Origin of the sequence: Achromobacter denitrificans NBRC 15125, assembly GCF_001571365.1 — a bacterium.
In the GTDB taxonomy this organism is placed as follows: Bacteria; Pseudomonadota; Gammaproteobacteria; order Burkholderiales; family Burkholderiaceae_B; genus Achromobacter; species Achromobacter denitrificans.
This window is the reverse complement of the sequence record NZ_BCTQ01000019.1, coordinates 41,886-60,337: the sequence shown is the minus strand read 5'-3', so window position 1 is coordinate 60,337 and position 18,452 is coordinate 41,886. Positions and strand designations below refer to the sequence as shown.

Sequence of the window (18,452 nt, the reverse complement as noted above, 5' to 3'; positions counted from 1 at the left end):
AGGGGCGGCTAAATGAAACGCGCGCAAACTTCATTGTTCGGGCTATCAACTTTTCTGGGCCTGTTTTTTACCCCGTTTGGCCTTTCCCCTGCGTTTGCGCAAAACGAGCAGGATTGCGCCAACGCGGAGCAATTGGCGAGACTTGCCCTCGACGACTTTCCCGGCATGCACGGGAAATTATTGATGGAAATCTCTGATGAAGGAGGGCTTAGAGAGTTGTCAAAGCCTGCGCCGGGCTATAAGAGCTGCCAACTGTTCGTTCAACATTCTCTGCGTGCGGATAGCCCAACTCTCATTTGTGATCTCATGAAATCTTTCGACGTTGCGCCGTTGAAGGGTGTGCAGACGCAGGGGATTATGCAGAATTGGCGCGGCACATTGGATTCGGTGGCATCCGACCTGGGGAAGTGCTTGGGAGTGAAGCCTGTAAAAAGAATCCCATCCAAGATAAAGGATGGGTATGAGGCAGAGCGCTGGTACTTGTTCGCGGACCGTCCGCAACAGTCTCGGTTTGCCGATGTGGTCTTTATTCTTATGCTGGATCAACCCAAGGATGGCATTGCTTTTGACCGGTCCCATCAGGTGAAAGCGCAACTGTGGGTGGAGCGTAGAGATAATAAGAAAATGATAGATGCGCTCTCGAAGCAGCCTCCCAAGAATCCAACGCTCATCGATTTTTTTCAATTCGCAGGGTTGAGATTTGGCGATGGTGTTGCGGATATGAAAAATACCTACGGCGAGCCTTTGAATGTGAATGTCGATAAAGAGGGGGCTACGCATGTCTACAATTATGGCGATAAAAAGGGGGGTATCTATGTGGCCACCAATTCAACCAGCGGAAAAGTGCAATACATCTATCTACGAAGCGAAGACGCGCCATTCTGGTTGCGGCGGCGAGGTGTGGATGACATCAAGATCAATCTGCTTGGTTTGCATAGAAGCGATGTGACCGCTCGACTGGGCCCACCCAAAAGCGTCAATGACGAAGAGCTCCATTGGGACACAATAGTCGACGGGAAAGCGGTATTTCTTTCAATGCGATGCACGGACGAAGATCAAGGGCGTTGCACGCGAATGACTGTAGGGTGGGTCCACTAGGGGGCTGCTGCAAGGCAGGGAATTTCCCGGACGCACAGACCTCAAAAAGGCTACAGGCACGCGGTGTCGTGGGCGATCGCGCGGCTGATTTTTTGCGGCCGCGGCAGGATGCGGGAAGACCTTGGTGGGCCTCGAATGGCTGGAAATCCAATGAAGAGACGGACTTAGCGATTCCAGCCATATATTTCCCGAATTCGGCGGAAGGACGTTTTCTGGAAGGCAGCCGAAGGCAGCGAGTTCGAATCTCGCCGCTCTGTTCAAATCGAATCAAGGGCTTACTGAGCAGTTGCCTTGCATGGCTCCCGGTTTTCGCGGGCTCATCCCAAGCGTCGCGGAGCCTCTTCGCGCATCCGCGCAAGACACCCGTATCATTTTTCCTTTCGTCACATTCAATTTTCAGATGTAATACGGCCCTTGCATGATGTGCCGCCGGGCGGCGCGTCGTGCTGGACGGACGTGTTACTCATTCGATTTTTGGGCCAGGGGGCCGGCAGGGAGTGGTGTTGGGTCGAATAACGGATTGGATTCAGGGCAACGGCAGGCTGCCGGCGAGTCCCCCTCCTGCTGGCCGGACGCCGGCGCCGACGGCGGAATCCTCTGCGACGCCGAAACCCGTGGATCGGTCCAGCCCGCCGCGCGCGCCGCGAGGCCACTCGGAACTGCTGCGTCAGCTGACGGCCCGGTCAGGCAGCAAGCCGCGGGCCGTCGCGGCACCGGCCGAAGCACCGGAGCAAGCATCGGTTCGAGCACCGGCGGAAGAGCGGGCTCAAGCACCGGCGGCCGCAACGCTGCCCGCCGTATCGCGGCAAGCCGCCGAGCCTGGCAAGGCGTCTGCCGCCGCCTCAACGGCGCCCGCGCCCGCACCCGTACCCCCGTCCGTGTCAGCGCCGCGCGCGCCGGCCGGCGCCGGATCGGCCCGCGCGCGGGATATCTCGTCCGCCGCGCCGGCGGTGCCGGCTCCCGGAACGCCCGGCGCGATTTCGCAGCATCTGCTGGCGCGCCTGCGCCGCAATCCCTTGCCGGGCCTGTCCCGCGCGCCGGACGATCCGGACTCGGTCAACGATGCCGACGAGCCCATGGACCCCAACACCCAGGATGTGTGGGAGTTCTTCGTCATGCCGGTGGCGCAGCAGATCCAGCAGCGCTTGCAGGCCAACGCCTTGCTGCCGGTATTCATCGTCGAGAATCCGTTTCCGCGCTATGCCAGGAACCTGCGCAGCGCCCTGGCCAATCTCTGCCCGGCGCTGAACACCTATCAGCTGGATACGCGCGTCACCGCGGAGTTCCAGGACCTGGTGATACGCATGGCGGAGCAGCGCGCCTTCGGCATGATTCTGTTCTGCACGTCGCGCAACCAATTGCCGCGGGAGTTCTTGTCGCTGGTGCGCAGCGACGGCTATCTGAGCATTCCGATGATGAATGCCGAGCGGCTCGCGGAATACGCCGGACGGCGCTTCCCCGGCGCCGACCCGAGCGCGATCACGCCGTCGTGGGCGGCCGCCATCGGGCCGCAGGAACTGCTGTGCGTCAATACGCTGAAAATCGAGCGCGACTGGCTCGCCGGCCTGCGCCAGCTGGCCGACCAACGCAACCAGGTGCAGTCGGCCGGCGCTTCCATCCGCCTCGACGATCTGCAAGGCGTGGAGAGCGCCAAGCGCTGGGCGGGCCAGCTCTTCAACGATCTGCGGCTGGCGATGCGCGGAGAGATCCAGTGGAAGGAGGTGGACCGGGGCGCCTTGTTCGCCGGTCCGCCGGGCACCGGCAAGACGACGCTGGCGCGCGCGATCGCTCTCGATTGCGGCATCGCCTTCACGGCCGTGGCGCCGGTCAAGGACTGGATGGTGGGCAACGGGCTCGACGAGTGCGTCCAGCTGATGTCGGCCACTTTCGCCGCGGCGCGCCAGCAGGCGCCCAGCATCCTTTTCATCGATGAGATCGATACGCTGGGCAACCGGGAGACCTTCCAGGGGCAGAATGCCTCCTGGAACACCGCCTTCCTGAATGCGCTGCTCAGCGAACTCGACGGCTTCGACGACCGGAGCCAGGTGATCGTGATCGGCGCGACCAACCACGCCGACAACGTGGATCCCGCCTTGCAGCGGGCCGGCCGGCTGGACCGCGTGATTCCGATCAGCCGCCCCGACGTGGCGGCGCTGCAAGCCATCTACCTCGCCAAGCTCAAGCCGTACGCCTATGAGATTGCGCCCGAAGCGCTGCGCGATTGCGCCAGCCTGTCCCTGGGCCTGACCGGCGCCGACGTGGAGTTGCTGGTGCGGGGCGCGCGCCGGCGCGCGCGCCTGGACGGCAACCGCGCCATCACCGCGGAGGACCTGCAAGGCGAGATTTTCCGCATTCCGCCGCAGGCGGTCCGCAATCCGCTGCACGGTCCGCAGCTGGCCCGGACGGCATGCCACGAAGCCGGCCATGCCGTGGTCGCCCTGCTGCTGCCCAGCCTGCGCGAACATCTGCAGGTGGCGTCGGTCGTCGCGGACGACCAGGGCGCGTTGGGCTTCGTCGGCATCAAGAGCGCCGACCACAATCAGACCCGCGCCGAATTGCTGGACCGGATCTGCATGGTGCTGGCCGGCCGCGCCGCCGAGGCCCTGGTCTTCGGCGAGGACGAGGTGAGCACGGGGGCAGGCGGCACGGGCACCCACAACGACCTGGCCGTCGCGCGCCGACTGGCCGAAGCCGCGCTCGGCGTGTACGGCTTCAGCACCGCGCATCCCAACTGGCATACGACTCGGCCCGACGAGACCGAGGCGAGGGCGCTGGTGGCCGAGCAGTACGCGCGGGCGGGCGACTTGCTCCGGGCCCGGTACGGCTTGCTCGCCGCGGTGAGCGAGAAACTGCAGGCAGAGCACGTGCTCGACCGATCGGCGCTGCTGACGTTATTTGAGGACGAGGCCGAATGAACTCCGACGTTGCCGATGGCGCCGCTCCCGCGGCGAAATGGCTGGATGAACTGTCCCACTGGTACACCGGCATCGCCGAGAACAGCCATTACCAGGAGAAGGTGTACTGCTATTTCGATTCGGCCGCGGGTAAGCCGGACCTGAATTTCGCCGTCGTGCTCGAACCGACGCCGGCCGCGGCCGACAAGGCGCCCGAGAGCGAGCCGGCCGCCCCGGCAAGGCGCCTTCCGGCGGAAAACACGTCCAAGCGGACCGCCGAGCAATCCGCGACCGTCGAGCGCTCCAACCTCAAGAATCTGTTGCCCACCCGCGCGGAGGGGCGCGGGCGCGTCGCGCTGCGCGCGCTGCCGCCCGCCGTGCGCGCGCCGAAGGATGAGGCGCAGGACGCCAGGCCGGGCGACAACAAGGCCCTGCCCCAGTCGCAGTCGGCCGGCGGGGCCGAGGTCAGCGATTTCAAGAGCAGCGCGGCCCGCAGCTTCTCGATCAACAATACGCCGGTCGACTATGCGTTCCACATGGCCAGCAGTTCGGCCCTGAACGAGGACCTGCTCAAGTTGCTGGTGCGTTCGCCTCCGCCGAAGGACGCGCCCAACTGCGTTTCGCTCGCGGTGAGCCTGTCTCCCGAGACCTTCAAGCAGGATCCCTGCATGCAGACCGAGGCGGGGCGCTACGGCATCCTGCTGCGCGCCGCGCTCATGGCCAAGGTGGCGGGCAGCAAGGGCAATCTGGCGCTCTACATCAATCGCCTGGAAGACCTGCGCGAGATGTTCGGCAGGGCCGAGGAACTGCCGATGCCCGCGATCCAGCGCGCCCGCGTGGTGCGCGCCCTGTGGGACTTGCTGGAAGACGTGCGCGAGACCGCGCCCGTGATTCCCGACAAGTTGCGGCAGCTGCCCGACGAACTGCGGGCGGTGCTGACCGGCCCGGCCCGCATCACGCCGGGCGGCCTCGCCGATCTGGCCTGGTATCGCTGGAACCTGAGCCTGCCGATCTGGATCAGCAAGCACGTCACCCGCCTGACGCGGCTGGGGCACCTGTTTGCCTACGCGGCGTTCGCCTCGCTGCTGCTCCTGTCCCTGCATCCGGCGCTGGCGCCCGCCGCCGGCGGGTTCGCCGATTGGCTGGGCCAGGTCGCCGCCTGGCGCAGCCGCGCGCTGCCGGACGGCGCCACGCTGGCCATGGCGTTCGCGGCCGCGGCGGGCGCCTTCTACGCGTTGACGACGCAGCGGCTCACCATGCCCGAGCGGGTGGCCCTGTCCATCAACGACAAGATCGAGGCGGTCCTGGACAGCGCGATCGCCGACCTGATGAAAGCCAACATGGACGTGCAGATCGGGCGCCTGGGGCGCGGCGAGCCCCCCGGCCTGATTCCGGAAAGTGTGGCACGCAAGCTGGACGACGCCTTCTCCCTCAAGGAACTGGTCAATAGCTACGAGAGCACGGTGCGCGCCCGCCTGCGCCACGTCGCCCACGAGGTGCGGAAGGCCCAGAACATCCGCGTCGAAAGCCATCAACGGGTGCGCAACGCCGCGCTCGGCGTCACGGCGAGCTTCGTGCTGCTGGAGATCGGCAGCCGTATCCAGGACCATCGCGACCTGCAGGCGGGCACCGATGCCATGTCGTACGCCTACTGGCTGCACCGCCAGGGCCCGGGCGCGACCGCGGCCGGCAATCCGGCGGCCGAGGGGGCGCCCACCGCCATCCTCGACTGCGCCCGCAACGAGATCGTCCAGCACCAGCCTTCCAGCTCCGAATGCCTGGACCAGTGGCGCGAAAGCTCCCTGGCCTCGTCCTCGCAGCTGCTGTTCCTGGTATTTTTGATCGCCTTGATCATGTTCGTGGTGCGCGTCATGCGCCGCGCCAGCAATGAAGACGCGTCCTGATCGGCGCGTCCCTTATCATCACCATCCCTCAACGGAGTATTTCCCATCATGAGTCGTGAATCAGCCGAACGCATGACCCGCTATTTTCAATCCTTGCTGGAGAGCGAAGGATTCAATCGCGGCCAGATCGATTGGGACGAGCAGTCCAATACCTCGGACCTGATCTTCAAGGTCGAAGGCCGCAACTACATCCTGATCTCCGATGCGGACGACGAGGATTTCGCGCGCCTGGTGTTCCCCAACTTCTGGCCCCTGGACAGCGACGAGGAGTTCGCCGCCGCCCTGCAGGCCATTTCCCTGGTGAACGGCCGCTGCAAGGGCGTGAAGGTATACGCCTCCAGCAAGAACGACAACATCGTGGCCACCGTGGAATTCCTGATTTCGGCGAGCAATCCGCAATTGAGCGCGGCCTTGTTCATCCGCTACATCCGCATGCTCAACAGCGGCGCCGAGGAGTTCGCCCGTATCATGCGCGAGTTCGCGAACCAGCAGTCCTGATCCGGGACGCGCCAGCCGCCCGGGGACGGGCGGCGCCGCATCCTCCCGACGCCTTCGCGCCCGACATCATCGGCAAGATGCAGGCGGACTGACGCCGCCGGCAACAAAAAGCCACCCCTTGGGGTGGCTTTTCTTGCATGGGATTCCGGGCTGTCCTGGCCCGGGGCCTCAGAACGATTCCCAGTCGTCGCGGCTGCCGGCCGCCCCGGCGGCCTTGAGCTTGGGCGATTGCAGCTGGGCCGGGGCCTTGGCTGCGGGCTTGTCGGCGCGCCTTTCCGCGCGCCCGGCGGCCGGCTTGGACGTGTGCTTCAGTTCGGGCGCGCGCGGGGCGCGGTCCAGCACGGGTTGCGCCGCCACGTCGATCACGTCCGCGCCCTGGCGAAGTTTGAATACGGAGACGGCCTGGGCCAGCTGCCGGGCCTGCTCTTCCAGCGAGCCGGCCGCCGCGGCGGCTTCTTCCACCAGCGCGGCGTTCTGCTGCGTTACCTCGTCCATCTGCGACACCGCGCGGTTGACCTGGTCGATGCCGCTGGACTGTTCTTCGGACGCCGCCGAAATCTCGCCCATGATGTCGGTCACGCGCTGCACCGAGACGACGATCTCCTGCATGGTGGTGCCGGCGCGCTCCACCTGGCCGGAGCCGACCGCGACCTTGTTGACCGAGTCCTCGATCAGCACCTTGATTTCCTTGGCGGCCTGCGCGCTGCGTTGCGCCAGCGTGCGCACTTCGCCCGCGACCACCGCGAAGCCCTTGCCCTGTTCGCCCGCGCGCGCCGCTTCCACGGCGGCATTCAGCGCCAGGATGTTGGTCTGGAAGGCGATGCCGTCGATCACCGACACGATCTCGGCGATCTTGCTGGAACTGCTTGAAATGGCCTGCATGGTGTCCACGACGTCCGACACGGCGGTTCCGCCGCGCACGGCCACTTCCGACGCGCTGGCCGCCAGCTGGTTGGCCTGCCGGGCGTTGTCGGCGTTTTGCTTCACGGTCGAGGCCAGTTCTTCCATCGAGGCCGCGGTTTCCTCCAGCGAGGCCGCCTGCTGCTCGGTGCGCGACGACAGGTCGGTGTTGCCCGCGGCGATTTCCCGCGATCCCACGTTGATTTCGTCCACGCCGCGCCGCACCGAGGTTACCGTGCGGGTCAGGCCTTCCTGCATGCGATGCATCGCGTAGAGCAGGCTGGATTTGTCTTCGGGCTTGACGGAGATCGTCGCGGTCAGGTCGCCGTCGGCGATGCGCGCGGCGATGCCGGCCGCGTATTCCGGCTCGCCGCCCAGGCTGCGGTGGATGCTGCGCATCGTCCACAGGATGCAGGCCGTGATGGCCAGGCCGACCGCCAGGGTCAGGGCCAGGATGCGCCAGAGCTGGGAATAGAAGGCGGCGTCGATGTCGTCGACGTAGGCGCCCATGAACACGGCCCAGTTCCAGCCCGGGACTTCGAGGCTGTAGGTCAGCTTTTCCTGGGCTTCGGTCTGGCCGGGCTTGGGATACCAGTAGGCGCTGACGTGGCTGGCGGCCGTCGCGCGGGCGTTCTCGATGATGAGTTTGTTGATGTCCAGGCCGTTCACGTCCTTGGTGTCGGGCTTGGTGCCTTCCTTGCTGGGGTCGGGCGGCAGCAGCACCAGCGTGCGGTCCGTGGCGTAGATCCCGATGTAGCCGCTCTTGTCGGCGTTGTAGCGCATGGGGCGGAGTTGGGCGATGGCGGCCTTTTGCGCCTCCTGCGCCGGCATGGCCCCGCTCTCGGCCTTGGCCTTGTAGCTGTCGATCAGGCTGATCGCCATTTCCACCTGTTGCCGCAACGCATTTTCGCGTTCGCGGATCATCTCCGACCGGTTGATCCAGGCGTTGATGAGCACGATGCTCACGATGCCCAGCCACAACAGCGCCACGATGCTCCAAAGCTTCTTGCTTAACGTCATAGATTTACCTTTTGGTACGGCCCTTAATTCGGCGGAACGATTTGCCAGTCGGCGGCGATCCGCCATCGCCTCCATTACGGTACGAGCGGGCTGAAAACTAAGGGCTGGACGCAAGGCGGAGAAAAAAATGCTCGCGCACGGGAAGGGAGGCCGGCCATGGACCGGATCGGTTGGCCGGAATGGCTGGCGGTCCTGACGGCGTCCGGTTTACGCTGGCGCCGCGACGGGTAGAATCCGCCCTGCGTCGGCCGCGTCGCGCGGCGGGCAAGACAGGGGAAAACGAATGAGAATGTGCTTGCTTGGCGTTGCCGCCTTGGTGGCGGGCTGCGCCACGGGTTCCAGCAACCTGATCACCGAAGCCAAGGTGCAGTCGATCAAGCTGAACGTCACCACCTATGACGAGATGGTCCGCGATTACGGGCCGCCCCGCTCGCAGCATTTCGACCGGGAAGGGCTGCTGACCGCGACCTGGTTCTTTTTCTACGACGGCGACTATGGCGCCATGGACAACCAGCAGAAGCTGACCGTCGTATTCAACAAAGACCGCACGGTGAAGGATTACGACAATGCATCGGTCGGATCCGAGGGCGGAAAGGGCAAACCGCGCTAGGGATCGTGCTTGGGGGAACGCTCGGGCCGGTCTTTCACAACACCAGCTTCAGCCCGATGCCGAACATGGCCGCGGCCACGAAGGCGTCCAGGACCTGCCAGGCCCTGGGGTTGGCGAAGAGCGGCCGCAACAGGCGCGCGCCGTAGCCCAGGGTGTAGAAGAAGGTGAACGAAGCGCAGATCGCGCCCAGGGCGAAGCCGGTCTTGTGGCCGTCGTATTGGCTGGACACCGAGCCGAGCAGCACCACCGTGTCCAGGTAGACGTGCGGATTCAGCCAGGTAAACGCGAGGCAGGCTGCCAGCGTGGCCCATCGTCCCGCGGTCGCCTGGGCTGATGGCTTCAGGCTGTCGTGGTTGCGGCGCAGCGCCGATCGCAGGCTACGGGCGGCGTAAACGAACAGAAAGGCCGCGCCGCCATAGCGCAGGGCCGGTTCCAGCCAGGGCAGGGCGGCCACGGCGAGTCCGAATCCGGCCACGCCGGCCATGATCAGGAGGGCATCCGACAGGGCGCAGGTCAGGCAGACGAGGAACACGTGTTCCTGGCGCAATCCCTGGCGCAGCACGAAGGCGTTCTGGGCGCCGATCGCCATGATCAGGCTCAGGCCGAGCAGGAAGCCGGGAAAAAAGGCGGTGGTCATGGGGCACCCTTTTGAGCAGGGCGACAGACTAGCCTTTGCCGGTTAATTAGAAAAACTAAAAAACCTAATCCCTAATTAGATTCACTAATTACTGGCGTGCATACCCCGCTCATCCAGTTCTCATTCGGCCGGCCCCGGCCGACGCGAGTGGCGGCGAGCGGACGGTTGCCAGGCCGCGGCAGCCCGGACAGAGCGGGCGGTATGAGAGGAAGGGTGGTTCGCCGCGGCGGGCCTGGTCTGGCCGCCCGCCGCCGACGTGCGCCGCATCGCTGGCGCTGGGCCGCGCAGTGGATTCACCCGCGGTCAGGCAGCCGATGACGGCCAGGGACAACAAGATCGTGCTGATTGCCGCCTGGGGGACCGCGGCGCATTTCCGTACGGAGATGGCGAATACGCGACGGCCCTGGAACTGGAACGGGCGGGGCGGCGGGCCCTAGCTGCTGCCTTCGTCCGCCGCGCGCAGGATGCCGTACAGCTTGTCCTTCAGTTGCAGCTTTTCCTTCTTGAGGACTTCGACCTGGTTGCCGGAGGCCGGCTGGATGCCTGCCTCCATATTCTTGATCTCCTGGTCCAGGTCATTGTGGCGCTGAAAGAGCGCGGAGAAATGCGCATTCTCGGACTTCAGGCGGGTAATGAGTTGGCGATATTCAGGGAACATAAGGGCCTCTTGAAAGAACCGGGTTGGCGGGTACTGCGGAAGAACGATTAGCCTGATGATCCTGGTCTTGTCGGTTCCATGACACGCCAAGCCCGTGCGCTTGTCAACCGTCCGGCTCGCCGGCCCGGCCAGGCGCGTTGATGCGGCGCAAACGGAAAGCGGCGGGAATCCGCGGGGTAATTCTGTCCCTTTTAGTCACGAGTGATTACATGTGGATCCCGTCCCGGCGATACACTCGCTTCCCTGTGTCAGTCATAAGATCAAAATGAAACCGCGCGCGCCTTTCTATCGGCAAGTTTTCGAGCTTTTCAGGCAGGACGGGCGCATTCGCCCCGGCACGGGGATGATCAGCGGCGTCATCGCGCTCTTTCTGGCGATCCTCGCGGTCCTGGGCGTGCTGGCCTTCCACTTCCCGGCCTACCTCACCACGCCGGAGCTGCGCAGCTTCTATTCCGTGGACGCGATGCGCGCGCTGCTATTCGGCGCGCTGCTGGTGTCCGGCACCATCGCGCTGGCCAATACCGTGCTGGGCCGTCAGCGCTGGCTGAACATTTCCGCCTTCATCCTGGTGTGCGGCGCGGTGGCCGCGGGCGGCAGCGACGTGGTGGTGACCAGCTCCAATACGGGCAATCATCCCTACCTGGGCCTGGACTGGTTCATCCTGGACCTGCTGGCCTCCAGCACCGTGTTCATCATTTTCGAGAAGCTCTTCCCGCTGTATCCCGGCCAGCCGGTGTTCCGCGGGGAATGGCAGGTGGACATGAAGCACTTCCTGTTCAACCACCTGTCGGTGGGCGCGGTGCTGCTGTGCATCAATTTCTTCGTGCACCGCCTGTTCTCCTGGGCCGCCTACGAGCCGCTGCAGCAGGCGATCGTGTCGCTGCCCTATGTGGCCGAGCTGTTCCTGGCGGTGCTGGTGGCGGACCTGGTGCAGTATGCCGCGCACCGCGCCTATCACGAGGTGCCGTTCCTGTGGCGCATCCACGCGGTGCATCACAGCACGCGCACGCTGGACTGGCTGGCCGGATCGCGGCTGCACATCGTCGAATTGCTGATCACGCGGGTGGCGGTGCTGGGCGTGCTGTTCGCACTGGGGTTCTCGAAGTCGGTGCTCGACGCCTACATCATCATCGTGGGCTTCCAGGCGGTGCTGATCCACTCCAACGTGAAACTGCCCTGGGGCTGGCTGCGCTACATCATCGTGACGCCGGACTTCCACCACTGGCACCACTCGTCGGACACCGAGGCGATCGACCGGAACTACGCCGCCCACCTGTCCTTCATCGATTACCTGTTCGGCACCGCCGTGCGCGGCGTGCGCAACCGCCTGCCCGAGAACTACGGCATCCTGGACAACGACATGCCGGGCACCTTCCTGGCGCAGCAGGCCTATCCCTTCGCCCGCAAGAAGTAAGGCGGCGGCGGGGCCCGGCCGGCGCCACCGCCCGGGGGATGCCGGACGCCTATCTGGCGCCCTTGAGGGTGGAATACGCCGCCATCAGGTTGCGGTAGTCCGGGATGTGGTTGGCGAACAGCGTGCCCAGGCCTTCGATGTCGTTGCGCCAGTCGCGGTGCAATTCGCAGGCCACGCCGAACCAGCTCATCATCTGCGCGCCGGCCTGCTCCATGCGGCGCCATGCCGCGTCGCGGGTCACTTCGTTGAAGGTGCCCGATGCGTCCGTGACGACGAACACGTCGAAGCCTTCCTCCAGCGCCGATAGCGCCGGGAAGGCCACGCACACTTCCGTGACCACGCCCGCGATGATCAGCTGCTTCTTGCCCGTGGCCTTGACGGCCTTGACGAAGTCTTCGTTGTCCCAGGCATTGATGTTGCCGGGGCGGGCGATGTAGGGCGCCTTGGGGAATTTGTCTTTCAGTTCCTGCACCAGCGGGCCGTTGGGGCCGTCTTCGAAACTGGTGGTCAGGATGGTGGGCAGCTTGAAGTATTCGGCCAGGTCGGCCAGGGCCAGGACATTGTTCTTGAACTGGTCGGGCTGGAAATCCCGGACCAGCGACAGCAGGCCTACCTGGTGGTCGACCAGCAGCACCGCGGCCTGGGTCTTGTCGAGTTTCACATAGGGCTTGGTCATGACATGCTCCTTGGGAAATGACGGCGCCTCCCCGAAGGGGCGCGCCGGATGACGGCGGGCCTCAGCGTTGCGAGTCGAGGACCTCTCCGTTCTTGATGACGTCCTGGGCCTTGCCGTAGCTTTCGATCAGCAACTGGTAGGCGGGGAATATCTTCGTGTAGACCTCGGCCCATTTGGCGGCGTCTTCACGGTGCCAGGTCCGTTGCAGTTCGGATGCGACGGCGCCCGTGTCCATCGGGACGACGCCGGCCTGGACGACGCGCGCCAGGGTGATTTCCTGGGCCATCTTGCTGTAGGTGCCGGAGGCGTCGACCACCGCGAAGACCTTGTAGCCGTCGGCGACCGCGCTGATGGCGGGAAACGCCATGCACACGCTGGTGATGGTGCCGGCGATGATCAGGGTCTTGCGGCCGGTCGCCTTGACCGCCGCGACGAATTCGGGATTGTCCCAGGCATTGATTTCGCCTTTGCGGGCGACGTATTTCGCGTGCGGGGCGTTTTCGTGGATCTCGGGAATCAACGGCCCGTTGGGGCCCTGGGGCACGGAAGCCGTGGTGATCACGGGCAGTTTCGACAGCGTGGCCATGGTGGCCAGCGCCGCGGCGCGCGAGCGCAACTCGGTCATCGGCATGTCGCCGATGGTCTGGAACAATCCACTCTGGTGGTCGATCAGCAACATGGCGGCGTCGTCCGGATTGATGACGGGACGCTGGCCGTTGAAGTTGGCGGGGACGCTCATGAGGTGCTCCGGTTGAGGGTGGGCTCACCATGCTAGGAGCAACTCATCCCACCGGGTAGGCCCGAAAAATGGGTTTCTGCGTCCCACCCGTCGGACGATGGGCCCCGCCTATTTCGGGACGGAGCGCCCCTGGCGCATCTGCGCCTCATGCTCGCGCCGGGCGACTTCCCGGTACTCCGTGTTCATGAAATCCAGCAGGTCGCGCACGCCGGGCAAGAGGCCCCGGCGGGAGGGGAAGACGGCGTGGACGCTGCCGGACTCCGGCTGCCAGGGGGCGCCAACGTCCACCAGCGTGCCGGCTTCGAGCTCCTCGCGGATCATCAGCAGCGGCAGCGCGACCACGCCCACGCCGCGCAGCGCCGCCTGCTTGAGCGCCAGCATGTCATCCGTCACCAGACGCGGGGTGAACGGCACGATCAGGCGCGCGCCGTCCGGCCCTTCCAGGCGCCAGTGGGATTCCCGTTGCTCCACGCCCAGCGCAAGCGTGGGGTGCTGGCTGAGGGCGTGCGGATCGGCGGGCAGCGCGATGTGGCGCGCCAGCGCCGGGCTGGCCACCAGGCTCTGGCGGCTCATGCCCAGCGGCTTCATGACGAGGTCGCTGCTCTCGATGGGGCCGAACCGCACGCGCACCGCGATATCGAAACCTTCGCGCAGCACATCCACGGGGCGGCTGAAGCTCTTCAGGTAAACATTGACCTTGGGGCACTGCACCATGAAGCGGGCGACCAGGTCGCCCAGGAAGTAATAGATCAGGGCGGGCGGCGCGCTCACGCGGATCGTGCCCTGCGGCTCGGCCCGGGTGCGGTCGATGACTTCCTGGGCGGCTTCGGCGCCCGCCAGCATGGACAGGCACTGCTCGAAGTATTCCTGGCCCAGTTCGGTCACGGCGAAGCTGCGCGTGGAACGCTGGATCAGCCGGACCCCCAGGCGGTCCTCCAGCAGCGCGATGCGCCGGCTGAGCCGGGACTTGGGGATCCCCAGGGCGCGCCCGGCGGGCGCGAAGCCGCCGTTTTTGACGACCTGGACAAAGTAGTAAAGGTCATTCAAATCGTGCATGCGGGCTCCACTCGTTCCGAAAATAGGACGTCAGAGGGAGCATATAACGGCGGTCGCCCGAAAGAACAGCTCCCGGACCCGTGCCATGGAGGGGCTTTGCCCTTACCATCGTTGGAATCTTCCCAGGAGTCACCATGCCAGCTTCCGATCCCGCCGCGCTCGCCCGCGACATCAAGGCGGCGCAGGACCACGCCGCCTGCATCGCCCCGATCACCGCCAGGCTCCCCCGTTTCAGCCTGGACGCGGCCTATGAGGTGGCGGCGCGGGTCCACCGCGCGCGGTTGGCGGAAGGCGCGGCGGCGATCGGGCGCAAGATCGGCTTCACCAATTCCGCGATGTGGGCGTCGCTGGGCGTCGATTTCCCGGTCTGGGGCTACGTCTATGCGCATACGGCCGTCCATGACGATAGCGGCGTCTTCCATTGCCGGCTGGACCGCTACGTCGAGCCGCGCATCGAGCCCGAAATCGTGCTGCATTTCGGCAGCGCGCCCGCGCCGGGGAGCAACCCGGCCGAACTCCTGGCATGCGTGGACTGGATCGCCCACGGCTTTGAACTGGTGCAGTCGCATTACCCGGCCTGGCAATTCCAGGCGGCCGACACCGTGGCGGACAACGCCCTGCACGGGGCGCTCTTCATCGGCGCGCAGCGCGAGCCGGCCGAGCTGGGCCCGGACCTGGCCGAGCGGCTGGCGCGCTTCCAGGTCGCGCTGTCATGCAACGGCGCGCTGCGCGAGACGGGCTGCGGCGCCAATGTGCTGGGCAGTCCGCTGGCGGCGCTGGCGCATCTGCTGGACGTGCTGGCCGACCGCCCCAAGGACGAGGCGATCCAGGCGGGCGAGCTGGTCACCACCGGCACGCTCACGCGGGCCTATCCCGTGCATGCGGGCGAAACCTGGAGCACCGAGCTGGACGGCATCGCGCTGCCCGGCATGCGGATCGTGTTCGAGGAGTGACGCGGGCGCCGGCTAGGTGCTGGCGCGCGCGTTGAGCGTCAGAGGGAAGACTTCTTGCCGGGCGGCGGGCATCTGGCCGTTCAGGCGCTGCAGCAGCAGTTCGCCGGCTCGGGCGCCCAGCTTGCGGCTGTCCACGCCTATCGTGGTCAGGCCCGGCTCGATTTCGCCGGCGATATCGGTGTCGCCGAAGCCCAGGATGGCGACGTCGCGCGGAATGGCGAGCTTGCGGTCGCGGGCTTCGAACAGCGCGCCCACCGCGAGCAGGTCATTGGCGCAGAACACGGCGTCGAAGCCGCGGCCCATGGCTACCAGGCGGGCAAACGCGGCGCGGCCGTCGGCGATGCTCTGGGCGTTGTCCACGGCCAGTTCCGCCACCACTTCCAGCCCGCATTCGGCGGCCGCGGCGTTGAAGCCCTGGCGCCGCAGCTCGCCGCGCCCGCCCTGGCGCGCCACGAAGGCCACGCGGCGGTAGCCGCGTTCGGCCAGATGCCGCGCCGCCATGGCGCCGCCGTCGTAGTTGGAGAAACCCACCAGCATGTCGATCGGGTCGCGGGGATAGGCCCAGGTCTCCATGATGGGGATGCCCAGCTCATGCAGCGACCGGCGGTTCTCTTCCAGTTCGATGACGCCGGTGAACAGCACGGCGGCCGGACGCAGGGCGCGCAGCGACGCGATCATGCTGGTCTCCTTGGCGTAGGAGTAGGACGTCTGCCCCACCATGAGCTGGTAGCCCTGGGGCTCCAGCACTTCGGCGCAGCCCTGCACCGCCAGCGCGAACTGCTGGCTCAGGATGTTGGACACGAAGGCCGCCACCACGCTGGACTGGCCCGAACGCAGGGCCCGCGCGTGCGGGTTGGAGGCATAGCCCGTCTGCGCCACGACCTGCAGGATGCGCTCGCGCTTTTCCTGGGCCACTTTCTCGGGTTGGCGCAGGGCCCGCGACACGGTGATGGGAGAGACTCCCGCCAGTCTGGCCACCTCTTCGATCCGCGGGGGCTTGGCCGGCGCGGCGGCGCGCTCGGGCGTTCCGGCGCCCTTGGGCCGCACGCGCAGCACGTCGTCGAAGGTGGGAGTGGAGGGGGGCGCGGGCCGGTGGGTCATGCGGTTTCTTTTGCTTGTTCCGGGATCAGGCGGCAGCCGTCAGGATATCAGCCTGGGCGACCGGACGCGCGACCTGTATGAGGCTGTCGCCCGATTCGCAGTCGGTATGCAGTCGCCGGGAGATGACGATACCCGACACGCGGAAACGCAGGACTTCCTCGTCCGCGTCCAGCCGGTTGAGATCGTGGTAGTAACCGGCGATATCGCCCGCGCGCACGTGGGCTCCGATGTCGACGGCCGGCTCGAACCAGCCCCGGCGGGTGGCGAAGATGTTCTGCTCGTGGCTGTCCAGTTCCAGCAGCTGCATGTCGCCGGCGCCCGGCGCATGGGGACCCAGCACGGGTGTGTCCGTCACGCCCAGTTTTTGCAGCAGGTTGTCGATGGCGCGCTGGGTGACCGCCAGCGTCGCCGGCGTCAGCGTGCCGCCGCCGCCGAATTCGCCGCTGATGCCGATGGCGCCGGCGCGCGCCGCCGCCGCCATCGAGGTGGGCGCGTCGCGGCCGTTGGCGGCGACGAAGGCATGGGCCATGCCCAGCGACGCCATCAGTTCCAGCGCGCGCGCCGTGCGTTCGGACGACGCCTGCCGTTCGATCAGGGCGGTGGGCAGGTGAGCCATCGAGGTGCCGCCGGAGTGGATGTCGAACACCACGTCATGGCGGGGAAAGAGCTCGTGCTCCAGGAAGTGCGCCAGGCGTTCGGTCGGCGTGCCGCCCGGCTGACCGGGGAAGGCGCGGTTGAGGTTGCCGTCGTCCAGCGGCGAACGCCGACGCGCGGCCATCACCGCGGGTAGGTTGGCCAGCGGCAGGATGGTGACTTCGCCGCGGACGTGGGCGGGAGACAGCCGGCGGATCAGCCGGCCGAGCGCGATCTCGCCTTCGTATTCATCGCCGTGGTTGCCGGCCATGAGCAGCACCCGCGGGCCGCTGCCGTTACGGATGCGGCAGACGGGGGTCTTGATCTGGTAGTAGGGCGAACGGTCCACCGAGTAGGGGGTGCCGAGGAAGCTGAGCGCCTTGCCGTCGGCGTCGAAATCGATTTCGTGAAACAGGCCGGTATGCATGGAGAGGGGCTGCGGCGCCGCGGGCTGCGGCGCGAAAAAGGGGATCGGAAAGCCTTGCGGGCCGGTGTCAGCGCAGCGCGGCCACGGCGGTCATCTCGACCCGCAGGTCGGGATCCGCCAGCCGGGCTTCGACGCAGGCGCGGGCGGGCGGGTTGGCCGGATCGATCCAGGCGTCGTAGACGCGGTTCATGGCGTCGAAATCGCCGATGGCCGGAAGGAACACGTCCACGGCCAGCAGGCGCGATTTGCTGCTGCCGGCTTCGGCCAGCAGCGCGTCGATCTTGGCCAGCACTTCGCGCGTCTGCGATTCCAGCGAGCCCTGGCGGTTGTCCGCGACCTGGCCGGCGATGAACACGAAGCCGTTGTATGACACGGCCTGGCTCATGCGCGAGCCGGATTTGTAGCGTTTGATCATGCGTATCCTCAGTTGGGGCGGCGGGGCGGGCTTACATCAGCGGCAGGGTTTGGGCTTCCTTGAACCACTTTTCCTGCAGCCCCGCCAGCTTGCCGTTCAGGCGGTTGGCGAAGAGAAAGGTATTGATCCAGTTCAGCAGGTTCTGCTGGCCCTGCTGCACGGCGGCGTGCGCCGGCGACTGGCGAATCAGGAACTTCAGCTGGGGCGCCTTGCCGGGGTTGTCCTCGGCGACCTTGAGCGCGATGGCGCTGTTCTCCGCGAACGATTCCGACTGGCCGGCCAGATAGGCCGCCACGGCGGAGGGCGTGTCCTCGAAGCGCACCAGCTTGGCGCCCGGGGCGTTGTCGGTCAGCCAGATGTCCAGCGTGGAGCCCTTGGCGACCGCGATGCTGCGGCCCTTCAGGTCATCCACCGTCTTGGCCTGCGGCAGCCCTTCACCGCCGTAGACGCCCAGGTTCACGGCCGCGTAAGGCTGCGAGAACATCACTTGCTGGGCGCGTTCCGGCGTGGCGCCGGCCGCCGCGATGAGCACGTCGACCTTGCCCGCGAGCAGGCTGGGAATGCGGCTCGCGCCGGTGACCTGCACCAGCTCCAGCTTCACGCCCAGATCGGCGGCCATCAGTTTGGCCATGTCGATGTCCAGGCCGGCGGCCTCGCCCTTGGCATCCTTGAAGCCCCAGGGCGCGGCATCCATCAGGACGCCGACGCGCAGCTTGCCGGCGCCCAGCACGTCCTGCAGTTTGTCGGCGGCCGCGGCGGGCGCGGCCAGGGAGAGACAGACGGCCGCGGCGGCGGCCAGCTTGGCGAACAGTTTCATGC

General features: G+C 66.2%; 17 protein-coding genes. 7 read left to right on the top strand and 10 right to left on the bottom strand.

Annotated features, from left to right (window positions below):
• The first annotated feature begins 12 nt into the window (after nt 1–12).
• The 4 genes from ADE01S_RS31595 (at nt 13) to ADE01S_RS16950 (ending at nt 6,394) form a co-directional block, all read left to right on the top strand.
• Nucleotides 13–1,098, top strand: a complete 1,086-nt coding sequence (locus tag ADE01S_RS31595; protein ID WP_131828736.1) for a hypothetical protein — start codon at nt 13–15, stop codon at nt 1,096–1,098.
• Between the two features lie 878 nt (nt 1,099–1,976).
• Entirely contained in the window at nt 1,977–4,013 is a 2,037-nt protein-coding gene (locus ADE01S_RS16960; protein ID WP_062682903.1) for an AAA family ATPase, read from the top strand.
• Nucleotides 4,010–5,896, top strand: coding sequence for a hypothetical protein (locus tag ADE01S_RS16955; protein ID WP_062682902.1), 1,887 nt, complete (start codon nt 4,010–4,012; stop codon nt 5,894–5,896). The genes ADE01S_RS16960 and ADE01S_RS16955 overlap by 4 nt, the downstream gene beginning before the upstream one ends.
• Nucleotides 5,897–5,944: 48 nt before the next feature.
• Entirely contained in the window at nt 5,945–6,394 is a 450-nt protein-coding gene (locus ADE01S_RS16950) for a YbjN domain-containing protein (protein ID WP_123787026.1), read from the top strand.
• A 168-nt stretch (nt 6,395–6,562) separates the two neighbouring features.
• On the opposite strand, the gene ADE01S_RS16945 is transcribed toward ADE01S_RS16950, so the two are convergent.
• Complete coding sequence (locus tag ADE01S_RS16945) at nt 6,563–8,314, bottom strand: methyl-accepting chemotaxis protein (protein WP_062682900.1); 1,752 nt, start codon at nt 8,312–8,314, stop codon at nt 6,563–6,565.
• A gap of 289 nt (nt 8,315–8,603) precedes the next feature.
• Between ADE01S_RS16945 and ADE01S_RS16940 the strand changes: the two genes are divergently transcribed.
• A complete protein-coding gene (locus ADE01S_RS16940) occupies nt 8,604–8,924 on the top strand; it encodes a hypothetical protein (protein WP_242663446.1) in 321 nt (106 codons plus the stop codon).
• Between the two features lie 34 nt (nt 8,925–8,958).
• On the opposite strand, the gene ADE01S_RS16935 is transcribed toward ADE01S_RS16940, so the two are convergent.
• On the bottom strand, nt 8,959–9,561 hold the full coding sequence (locus tag ADE01S_RS16935; RefSeq protein WP_062682898.1) for a LysE/ArgO family amino acid transporter: 603 nt from the start codon (nt 9,559–9,561) through the stop codon (nt 8,959–8,961).
• A 433-nt stretch (nt 9,562–9,994) separates the two neighbouring features.
• Nucleotides 9,995–10,219, bottom strand: a complete 225-nt coding sequence (locus ADE01S_RS16930; RefSeq protein WP_062682897.1) for an HP1242/YdcH family protein — start codon at nt 10,217–10,219, stop codon at nt 9,995–9,997.
• A 265-nt stretch (nt 10,220–10,484) separates the two neighbouring features.
• On the opposite strand from ADE01S_RS16930, the gene ADE01S_RS16925 reads away from it, so the two are divergent.
• Entirely contained in the window at nt 10,485–11,633 is a 1,149-nt protein-coding gene (locus tag ADE01S_RS16925; protein WP_062682896.1) for a sterol desaturase family protein, read from the top strand.
• Nucleotides 11,634–11,682: 49 nt separating this feature from the next.
• Here ADE01S_RS16925 and ycaC read toward each other — a convergent pair whose 3' ends face one another.
• The 3 genes from ycaC to ADE01S_RS16910 form a co-directional block, all read right to left on the bottom strand.
• Nucleotides 11,683–12,309, bottom strand: coding sequence for an isochorismate family cysteine hydrolase YcaC (ycaC, locus tag ADE01S_RS16920; protein WP_062682895.1), 627 nt, complete (start codon nt 12,307–12,309; stop codon nt 11,683–11,685).
• 61 nt (nt 12,310–12,370) lie between these two features.
• The gene (locus ADE01S_RS16915) at nt 12,371–13,048 is read right to left on the bottom strand and encodes an isochorismatase family protein (protein ID WP_062682894.1); all 678 of its coding nucleotides are present in this window, start codon (nt 13,046–13,048) and stop codon (nt 12,371–12,373) included.
• Nucleotides 13,049–13,156: 108 nt separating this feature from the next.
• Entirely contained in the window at nt 13,157–14,104 is a 948-nt protein-coding gene (locus ADE01S_RS16910) for a LysR substrate-binding domain-containing protein (protein WP_062682893.1), read from the bottom strand.
• A 134-nt stretch (nt 14,105–14,238) separates the two neighbouring features.
• On the opposite strand from ADE01S_RS16910, the gene ADE01S_RS16905 reads away from it, so the two are divergent.
• Entirely contained in the window at nt 14,239–15,057 is an 819-nt protein-coding gene (locus tag ADE01S_RS16905) for a 2-keto-4-pentenoate hydratase (protein WP_062682892.1), read from the top strand.
• A 12-nt stretch (nt 15,058–15,069) separates the two neighbouring features.
• Here the strand turns inward: ADE01S_RS16905 and ADE01S_RS16900 are convergent, their stop codons facing one another.
• From ADE01S_RS16900 to ADE01S_RS16885, 4 genes are all read right to left on the bottom strand, one after another.
• Nucleotides 15,070–16,158, bottom strand: a complete 1,089-nt coding sequence (locus ADE01S_RS16900) for a LacI family DNA-binding transcriptional regulator (protein WP_062682891.1) — start codon at nt 16,156–16,158, stop codon at nt 15,070–15,072.
• Between the two features lie 25 nt (nt 16,159–16,183).
• A complete protein-coding gene (locus ADE01S_RS16895; protein WP_062682890.1) occupies nt 16,184–17,218 on the bottom strand; it encodes a M14 family metallopeptidase in 1,035 nt (344 codons plus the stop codon).
• 67 nt (nt 17,219–17,285) lie between these two features.
• Entirely contained in the window at nt 17,286–17,633 is a 348-nt protein-coding gene (locus ADE01S_RS16890; protein ID WP_062682889.1) for a RidA family protein, read from the bottom strand.
• A gap of 31 nt (nt 17,634–17,664) precedes the next feature.
• Nucleotides 17,665–18,450: a transporter substrate-binding domain-containing protein gene (locus ADE01S_RS16885; protein WP_062682888.1), complete on the bottom strand. Its 786-nt coding sequence runs from the start codon at nt 18,448–18,450 to the stop codon at nt 17,665–17,667.
• Nucleotides 18,451–18,452: the final 2 nt, after the last annotated feature.

Excerpts from the sequence above, each read along its gene's own strand:
- ADE01S_RS31595 (WP_131828736.1), top strand. The coding sequence starts at position 13 with ATGAAACGCGCGCAAACTTCATTGTTCGGGCTATCAACTTTTCTGGGC.
- ADE01S_RS16955 (WP_062682902.1), top strand. The coding sequence starts at position 4,010 with ATGAACTCCGACGTTGCCGATGGCGCCGCTCCCGCGGCGAAATGGCTG.
- ADE01S_RS16950 (WP_123787026.1), top strand. The coding sequence starts at position 5,945 with ATGAGTCGTGAATCAGCCGAACGCATGACCCGCTATTTTCAATCCTTG.
- ADE01S_RS16945 (WP_062682900.1), bottom strand. The coding sequence starts at position 8,314 with ATGACGTTAAGCAAGAAGCTTTGGAGCATCGTGGCGCTGTTGTGGCTG.
- ADE01S_RS16940 (WP_242663446.1), top strand. The coding sequence starts at position 8,604 with ATGTGCTTGCTTGGCGTTGCCGCCTTGGTGGCGGGCTGCGCCACGGGT.
- ADE01S_RS16935 (WP_062682898.1), bottom strand. The coding sequence starts at position 9,561 with ATGACCACCGCCTTTTTTCCCGGCTTCCTGCTCGGCCTGAGCCTGATC.
- ADE01S_RS16930 (WP_062682897.1), bottom strand. The coding sequence starts at position 10,219 with ATGTTCCCTGAATATCGCCAACTCATTACCCGCCTGAAGTCCGAGAAT.
- ADE01S_RS16925 (WP_062682896.1), top strand. The coding sequence starts at position 10,485 with ATGAAACCGCGCGCGCCTTTCTATCGGCAAGTTTTCGAGCTTTTCAGG.
- ycaC (WP_062682895.1), bottom strand. The coding sequence starts at position 12,309 with ATGACCAAGCCCTATGTGAAACTCGACAAGACCCAGGCCGCGGTGCTG.
- ADE01S_RS16915 (WP_062682894.1), bottom strand. The coding sequence starts at position 13,048 with ATGAGCGTCCCCGCCAACTTCAACGGCCAGCGTCCCGTCATCAATCCG.
- ADE01S_RS16910 (WP_062682893.1), bottom strand. The coding sequence starts at position 14,104 with ATGCACGATTTGAATGACCTTTACTACTTTGTCCAGGTCGTCAAAAAC.
- ADE01S_RS16905 (WP_062682892.1), top strand. The coding sequence starts at position 14,239 with ATGCCAGCTTCCGATCCCGCCGCGCTCGCCCGCGACATCAAGGCGGCG.
- ADE01S_RS16900 (WP_062682891.1), bottom strand. The coding sequence starts at position 16,158 with ATGACCCACCGGCCCGCGCCCCCCTCCACTCCCACCTTCGACGACGTG.
- ADE01S_RS16895 (WP_062682890.1), bottom strand. The coding sequence starts at position 17,218 with ATGCATACCGGCCTGTTTCACGAAATCGATTTCGACGCCGACGGCAAG.
- ADE01S_RS16890 (WP_062682889.1), bottom strand. The coding sequence starts at position 17,633 with ATGATCAAACGCTACAAATCCGGCTCGCGCATGAGCCAGGCCGTGTCA.
- ADE01S_RS16885 (WP_062682888.1), bottom strand. The coding sequence starts at position 18,450 with ATGAAACTGTTCGCCAAGCTGGCCGCCGCCGCGGCCGTCTGTCTCTCC.